The 7,325-nt window shown below is 68.5% G+C and carries 6 protein-coding genes, 1 tRNA gene and 1 pseudogene; all 8 read left to right on the forward strand.

Going from position 1 to position 7,325, the window contains the following annotated elements; genetic code table 11:
• Positions 1 to 885, forward strand: an 885-nt coding sequence (locus Q8M88_RS08985) for a class I adenylate-forming enzyme family protein (protein ID WP_305596532.1), incomplete at its 5' end; no start/stop codon positions are given.
• Positions 882 to 1,280 (forward strand): PaaI family thioesterase, encoded by a 399-nt coding sequence (locus Q8M88_RS08990; protein WP_305596534.1) that lies wholly within the window; start codon positions 882 to 884, stop codon positions 1,278 to 1,280. The genes Q8M88_RS08985 and Q8M88_RS08990, both read left to right, overlap by 4 nt.
• Before the next feature lie 92 nt (positions 1,281 to 1,372).
• Positions 1,373 to 1,462, forward strand: a tRNA-Ser gene (locus Q8M88_RS08995).
• 330 nt (positions 1,463 to 1,792) lie between these two features.
• Positions 1,793 to 3,826 (forward strand): NADPH-dependent 2,4-dienoyl-CoA reductase, encoded by a 2,034-nt coding sequence (locus Q8M88_RS09000; protein ID WP_305596536.1) that lies wholly within the window; start codon positions 1,793 to 1,795, stop codon positions 3,824 to 3,826.
• A 20-nt stretch (positions 3,827 to 3,846) separates the two neighbouring features.
• Complete coding sequence (locus tag Q8M88_RS09005; protein WP_305596538.1) at positions 3,847 to 4,239, forward strand: nuclear transport factor 2 family protein; 393 nt, start codon at positions 3,847 to 3,849, stop codon at positions 4,237 to 4,239.
• A 137-nt stretch (positions 4,240 to 4,376) separates the two neighbouring features.
• Positions 4,377 to 4,841 carry a hypothetical protein gene (locus Q8M88_RS09010; RefSeq protein WP_305596540.1) on the forward strand — a complete coding sequence of 155 codons (465 nt, stop codon included), beginning with the start codon at positions 4,377 to 4,379 and terminating at the stop codon, positions 4,839 to 4,841.
• A gap of 143 nt (positions 4,842 to 4,984) precedes the next feature.
• Positions 4,985 to 7,048, forward strand: coding sequence for a TonB-dependent receptor domain-containing protein (locus tag Q8M88_RS09015; protein ID WP_305596542.1), 2,064 nt, complete (start codon positions 4,985 to 4,987; stop codon positions 7,046 to 7,048).
• Between the two features lie 74 nt (positions 7,049 to 7,122).
• A pseudogene (locus Q8M88_RS09020) lies at positions 7,123 to 7,325 on the forward strand (hypothetical protein); the annotation flags it as partial.

Below are 7,325 nucleotides of genomic sequence, written 5' to 3' on the forward strand. Positions count from 1 at the left end.
GGCGGCACCAACATCTTCATGGGCACGGCCGATCCCGGCGGCATCCTGGCCGCGATCGAGAAGCACAAGGTCACGCACATCTACATGCCGCCGACCCTGATCTACATGCTTCTCGCCCATCCCGATGTCCGCAAGCACGATTACAGCTCGCTGAAAAACCTGGTCTATGCCTCGGCGCCGATGTCGGTCGACAAGCTCGCCGAGGCGATCGAGGTCTTCGGCCCGGTGCTGACCCAGACCTACGGCCAGGCCGAGGCCTGCATGATCTGCACGTTCTTTTCGCCCGCCGATCACGTCGAGGCGCTGAAGAGCAACAACCGCCATCGGCTGGCGAGCTGCGGCAGGATCTCGCCGCTGATGCGGCTCGAGATCATGGACGAGCAGGGCCGCCTGCTGCCGCGCGGCGAGCCCGGCGAGATCGTGGTGCGAGGCGGCCTCGTCACGTCGGGCTACTACAACAATCCCAAGGCCACGGAAGAAGCCTCGACCTTCGGCTGGCACCACACTGGCGACATCGGCGTCGTCGACACCGACGGCTTCGTCTATATCGTCGATCGCAAGAAGGACATGATCATCTCCGGCGGCTTCAACGTCTATCCGAGCGACCTGGAGCAGGAACTGGCCAACCACCCCGACGTCAGCGACGCGGCCGTGGTCGGCGTGCCATCCGACCGGTGGGGTGAGACGCCGGTGGCCTTCGTGGTGCTGCGGGCGGGCGCAATCGGCGACGCCGAGGCGATGCGCGCCTGGCTGAACGCACGCCTGGGCAAGACCCAGCGCGCCTCGGACCTGCAGTTCCTCGATGTCCTGCCGCGCAATCACAACGGCAAGATCCTCAAGCGCGAACTGCGCGACGCCTATCAACCCAGCAAGACCCTGGCGTGACCGCGCACATCGACCAGGCCGGTCTTCTGCCGGACCTGCTGGGGCTGGAGTGGCTGGAGGTCGGGCCGGAAAAGGTGCGCGGGCGCTTCGCGATCGCGCGCCATCACATGGCGCCGAACGGCTTCCTGCACGCCGCCTGCCTGATCGCGCTGGCCGACACCGCCTGCGGCTACGGTTGCATGGCGGCGCTGCCAAAGGGCGCGGAAGGGTTCACCACCATCGAGCTCAAATCCAACTTCCTGGGCGCCGCGCGGGACGGGGCGATCGCCTGCGAGGCGACCTGCGCCCATGCCGGCCGCTCGACCCAGGTGTGGGATGCGGTGGTGACGCACGACGAGAGCGGGCGCACGCTGGCGCTCTTCCGGTGTACGCAGATCGTGCTCTATCCCCGCTGACGCGAGGCGGCTTGCGCGCTCGCCCCCAGATAGCTAGGTTCCGCGCCTCGCTCGGCGGGCCGCCTTCGGTGTAGCCTGTTAGATACCCTCACGGAGAGGTGGCTGAGTGGTCGAAAGCACCGCACTCGAAATGCGGCGTACCCGCGAGGGTACCGTGGGTTCGAATCCCACCCTCTCCGCCATAGCCGCCTGATGCGCCCCGGCGGCCGGGGAGCCTAGGCTTCGAGCGCCAGAGCGGGGGCGTCGGCGAGGGCGTTGGCGGTCACGGCGATGATCGGCGTCCCTGGGCCGCATCGACGCGTCCGCCTGGACGAACCTCTGGAAGAGACGGCCGACCTGCTCGTCGGTCATGCCGCTGTCGGCGATGACGCCAGATGCTGTGCAAGATGAGCGGTCCCAGGGACGCGACGGGCGGCGGAGCGCCTCGGAATCTGCGGCTTGACGCAGGGATAGGCTCGACGCGGGGCGCGGGCGATATTCTAGTGCGCGGGTCAAATGCCAGGATCGACGCGATGACCGACCACGCCCGCTATCCACACCTGTTCACGCCGTTGGACCTGGGGTTCACGCAGCTGAAGAACCGGGCCGTCATGGGCTCCATGCACACGGGGTTGGAGGAACTCGCCGACGGCTTCGAGCGGCAGGCGGCGTTCTTCACCGAGCGGGCGCGCGGCGGGGTGGGGATGATCATCACCGGCGGCGTGGCGCCCAACGATGAGGCCGGCCGCGGAAGCGCGCTGACCACGCCGGCCCAGGCGCTGGGCCACCGGAGCGTCACCGAGGCGGTTCACGCCGCCGATCCGGACGTGAAGATCTGCATGCAGATCCTGCATGCGGGCGCATTGGCCCGCACGCCCGACTGCGTCGCCCCCTCGGCGGTGCGCTCGCGAATCGGCTCCTACATGCCCAACGAACTGGACGAGGCGGGGATCGAGAAGCAGATCCGCGACTTCGCCAACTGCGCGGCGCTGGCCCAGTCGGCCGGCTACGACGGCGTGGAGATCATCGGTTCGGCCGGCTACCTGCTGTCGACCTTCCTGGTGGAGAAGACCAACCTGCGCACCGACCGCTGGGGCGGCAGTTTCGAGAACCGCATGCGGCTGGCTGTGGAGGTGGTGCGCCGGGTGCGCCAGACGGTGGGGCCGAAGTTCATCGTCATCTTCCGCATCCCGGGGATGGACATGCTGGAGGGCGGCCTCGCCTGGGACGAGGTGACGGCGTTGGCGCAAGGCGTCGAGGCGGCGGGGGCGACGATCATCAGCACCCATTTCTGCTGGCACGAGGCCCAGGTGCCGACCATCGCCACCATGGTGCCCAGGGCCGCCTTCACCCAGGTCACCGGCCGGCTGCGGCAGGTGGTGAAATGCCCGGTGATCACCAGCAACCGCATCAACATGCCCCAGGTGGCCGAGGACGTGCTGGCCCGCGGCGACGGCGACCTGGTGTCGATGGCCAGGCCGATGCTGGCCGATCCCGACTTGGTGGCCAAGGCGCGCGACGGACGCGAGGACGAGATCAACACCTGCATCGCCTGCAACCAGGCCTGCCTGGACCACAGCTTCACGGGGCGGCTGGTGAGCTGCCTGGTCAATCCGCGCGCCTGCCATGAGACCGAGCTGAACTACCCCGCGGCCGAACAGCCGCGACGCATCGCCGTGGTCGGTGCGGGTCCCGCCGGCCTGGCCTACGCCACGGTCGCGGCCCAGCGTGGGCACCAGGTGACGTTGTTCGAACAGGCCGACGAGATCGGCGGGCAGTTCAATCTGGCGCGCCGCATCCCCGGCAAGGAGGAGTTCGACGAGACGCTCCGCTACTACCGCCGGATGATCGACGCCCTGGGCGTTGAGCTGCGGCTGGGCGTGGCCGTGGATGCGAGCGCGTTGGAGGCCGCGGGTTACGACGAGGTTGTGGTGGCGACCGGCGTGGAGCCGCGCACCCCGGACATCGACGGCGTCGACCATCCCAAGGTGGTCGGCTACGTGGACGCGATCCTCGGCCGGCGACCCATCGGCCGACGAGTGGCGATCATTGGCGCGGGGGGCATCGGCTTCGACGTGGCCGAGCTGATCACCCATGCGGGGACGTCGGCCGCTTTGGACGTCGATGTTTTCGCCCGCGAATGGGGCATCGATTTCGCCAACCATCCGCGCGGCGGCGTGACCGGGGTGGCGCTTCAGGTGGCGTCCTCGGGTCGCGAGGTGGTGTTGTTGCAGCGCACGGCCGACCGGCTGGGACGCACGCTGGGGCGCACCACCGGCTGGACCCATCGCCTGACCCTGCAGCGGCGCGGCGTGCGGATGATCGGCGGGGTCGAGTACGTGAAGGTGGACGACGCCGGCCTGCACGCCCGCGTCGGCGGCGAGGATGTGCTGTTCGAGGTCGACACGGTGATCATCTGCGCCGGCCAGACACCCAAGCGCGAGCTCTATGACGCCCTGGCGGACGCCGGCAGGCGCGCGGTGCTGGTCGGCGGCGCGTTCGAGGCGGTGGAGCTGGACGCCAAGCGCGCGATCGATCAGGCGAGCCGGCTGGCGTCGGTGGCGTGAGCACCGGCGGAGCGGACGCCGTGGCGCCGCGGACGAACGACGAGCAACTGGTGCTGGCGGCGGAGTTGCGCCGACGCGCGGCGATGATCGCCCTGGACGCGGCGACGCTGGAAGCGCTGCTGTCCGACCGGCTGCTGCATATCCATACCCATGGCCAGATCGAGACCAAGGCGGAAGTCATCGCGAGCCTGGGACGCACCATGCGTTTCATGGCGTTCGAACCGCTGAAACCGGAGACGGTGGTGGTCGAGGGCGACGTCGCCGTCGTGACGACGGAACTGGCGGTGGCGATCGCGCGGGCGGGCGAAGCCCAGGCCGCCATCAACCTGCGCACCTGCGTCAGCGCGGTCTGGACACGCACGCCACTCGGGTGGCGGCAACTCGCCTATCATGCGGCGCGGCTGACCGACTGAGAGCGCCTTGCGCTGCGTTGCATCAATTTTGCACCGCCGGTCGTGAACTTTCGATCCGGCGCGGCAGTATTGCCAGCTCATGGAAGCCTGGCCTTGCGCGTCCTCCGCGGACGTGTCGAAGGTTGGGTGGGGCTGTGATGAAACTGTTCGGGATGATCAAAGGCTGGCGGTTGCGCGGCGTCGCGGTGACGTTCGCAATGATGGCGCTTGCGCTGCGCGCGGCGATCCCTGCCGGCTTCATGATCTCGGTCGAGGACGGCGCCCCGCGGCTGATCCCCTGCGTCGGCGAGCTGCCTGGCGCGCCGTCGTCCGGCAGTCACCTGACGACGGGCGTCGAGATGACCGGCATCGCCGTTGCGTCCGCGCCTCACGACCATAAGGACGATCCGGACGGCAGGAAAAACGACGGCTCGCGCTCTCATAGCGAATGCGTGTTCGCCGGCCATGGCGCAGGCGCGCCCGCGCCCAGCCTGATCGCAGAGTCCACCGAGGCGCTCACCCTCTACACCGCCGAAACGCCGTCCGCCGCCTGGCGCGACATCATCCCGGGACGCGGTCTGTCCGCGCCGCCGCCCCCTGCCCGAGGCCCTCCAACGATCTGAGCACTCTGCGCCGCTAAGGCGCGGACACCGCCCGGCCACGCGCCGCCCGCTCCGCTCTGACGGCGCGACGGCGAACGCCGGCCCGTCATCTCAGATCAATCGGCCCTAGCGCTCTCCCGCGCCGGCCCAAGGACTCGACTCCCATGAAGACCCTCCTTCTCGCCTCCGTGGCCGCGCTCGCGCTGGCCGCGCCGGCGCTCAGCCACGCCGCAGAAGCCGATCGCGGCTACACCGTCGACAGCGTCATCGTCACCGCCACCCCGAACAGCGAAGACCCGCCGGTGGTCGCCGAGGCGCGTGCGCGCCTCTCCGAGACTCCGGGTTCGGTCGCGGTCATCTCGGCGGAATCCTACAAGGCCCGCTTCACCCCCAACCTCGCCGAGATCCTGCGCGACGTTCCCGGCGTCTACGCCGAGAAGAAGTGGGGCGGCGACCTGCGCCTCTCGATCCGCGGTTCCGGCATCGGCAACTCGACGCACAACCGCGGCCTGCTGCTGGCTCAGGACGGCGTGCCGTGGAATGAGGCCGACGGCGCTGGCGACTTCCAGCTCGTCGACCCGATGATCGCGCGCTACACCGAGGTCTATAAGGGCGGCAACGCGCTTCGCTTCGGCGGTTCGCTGCTGGGCGGCGCGATCAACATCGTCACCCCCAGCGGTCGCAACAACGGCGCCGAGACCCTGATCCGCGCAGACGGCGGATCGTTCGGCAATTACCGCGTCCACGCCGAAGCGGCGCGGGTGTGGGGCGATTGGGATGGATTCGCGGGCGTCACCGGCGCCGAGCAAACCGGCTTCCGCCAGAACTCCGACGGCCAGCAACAGTACTTCTCGATGAACGTCGGGCGCAGCTTCGGCGACGAGAACGACATCCGTCTGATCATCAACTCCGGCTACGTCCACCAGGAGATCAACGGTGCGGTGACCCTGGCGTCGGCGTTGAACACGCCGAAGCTCGCCAACCCGACGAACCTCGCCCAGAACTACCAGCGCGACATGGGTACGGTCCGCGGCAGCCTGCAGAGCCACTGGCGTCTGTCGGAGTCCACGACGCTGGACTCGGGCCTCTACGGCACCTGGAAGCAGCTCGATCACCCGATCTTCGCCGTCGTCGACAATGAAAGCCGCAACTGGGGCGCCTTCGGGCGCTTCAACTGGAAGGGCGAACTGGGCGGCAAGCGCGCCGACGCCTTCTACGGTCTCTACGCACGCACCGGCGACAACGACGCTCGCCAATGGGTCAATGTGCGCGGATCGAAGGGCGCCCTAACCGCGAGGGCCAAGCAGAACGCCAAAGCCTTCGACGTCTTCGGTGAAGGCCGCCTGTTCGTCACCGACCAGCTGGCGCTCGTGGCGGGAGGCACCTACGGCCAGGCCAAGCGCGACTACACGGGCTATCGGGTCCCGGGCCAGGCGGCGACATTCGACGCAAACATCAAGGCCGACTACGACTGGTTCGCGCCGCGGATCGGCCTGCTGTGGGAAGATGAAGGCGGCGCCCAGGTGTACGCCAACGTCACGAAGTCGGTCGAACCCCCGAACTTCAGCGCCCTGGCGCCGCAAGCCACCGGCTTCACGGCCCTGAAGCCCCAGGAAGCCTGGACCGGCGAAGTCGGCGCGCGCGGCAAGATGGGACCGCTGACCTTCGACGTGGTGGTCTATCGCGCCGAGCTCCAGCACGAGCTGCTGACCTTCCAGGTCAACCCGGCGTTGGGCATTCCGGCGGCGACCTTCAACGCCGGCGACACGATCCACCAGGGCGTCGAGGCAGGCGTCGACTGGCAGATCGCCGAAGGGCTGCGGCTGAAGCAGACCTACACCTGGAACGACTTCAAGTTCGACGGGGACAAGGTCTACGGCAATAACCAGCTGCCGGTGGTGCCCGAGCACCTTTACCGGGCCGAGTTGCGCTACCAGAACGCGGCCGGCTGGTTCGTGGCGCCCAGCGTGCAGTGGACCCCGAAGGACACCTGGGTCGACTACGCCAACACGCTGAAGTCGCCGTCGTTCGCCCTGCTGAACCTGAACGCCGGGTGGAGATTCGACAACGGGATCAGCGTCTTCCTGGACGCGCGCAACCTGACCGACGAGGTCTACATCTCGAACTTCTCGGCAGTGACGGATGCGCGCATCCCGACCGTTAACACTGCGGTGTTCTTCCCCGGTGAAGGGCGCTCGGTGTTCGGCGGGATAGCCTACGCGTTCTAAGCCCAAGACCCGTCCGGGCCTGTCGCACAAGCGGCGGGTCCGGACGGCGCTCTCCCGGACACAGGAACACGCCGATGAACCGCCGTGACTTCCAGATCGCCGCCGCGGCGGCCGCCGCCGCGACCCTGCTGGGCGAACGCGCCCAGGCCCAGGGCATGCACGCCGAGATGTTCCATCCCAAGCTGGAAGGCCCGCCGACCCAGGTCGCCATGGTGATCTTCCCGGGGTTTGTGACCCTGGACCTGATCGGGCCGCACACCTTCTTCAAGGCGCTGGG

This window comes from Phenylobacterium sp. (genome assembly GCF_030693805.1).
Taxonomy (GTDB): Bacteria; Pseudomonadota; Alphaproteobacteria; order Caulobacterales; family Caulobacteraceae; genus Phenylobacterium.

Coding starts and splice junctions, on each gene's coding strand:
- Q8M88_RS09000 (WP_305596536.1), top strand. CDS start 1,793: ATGACCGACCACGCCCGCTATCCACACCTGTTCACGCCGTTGGACCTG.
- Q8M88_RS09010 (WP_305596540.1), top strand. CDS start 4,377: ATGAAACTGTTCGGGATGATCAAAGGCTGGCGGTTGCGCGGCGTCGCG.
- Q8M88_RS09015 (WP_305596542.1), top strand. CDS start 4,985: ATGAAGACCCTCCTTCTCGCCTCCGTGGCCGCGCTCGCGCTGGCCGCG.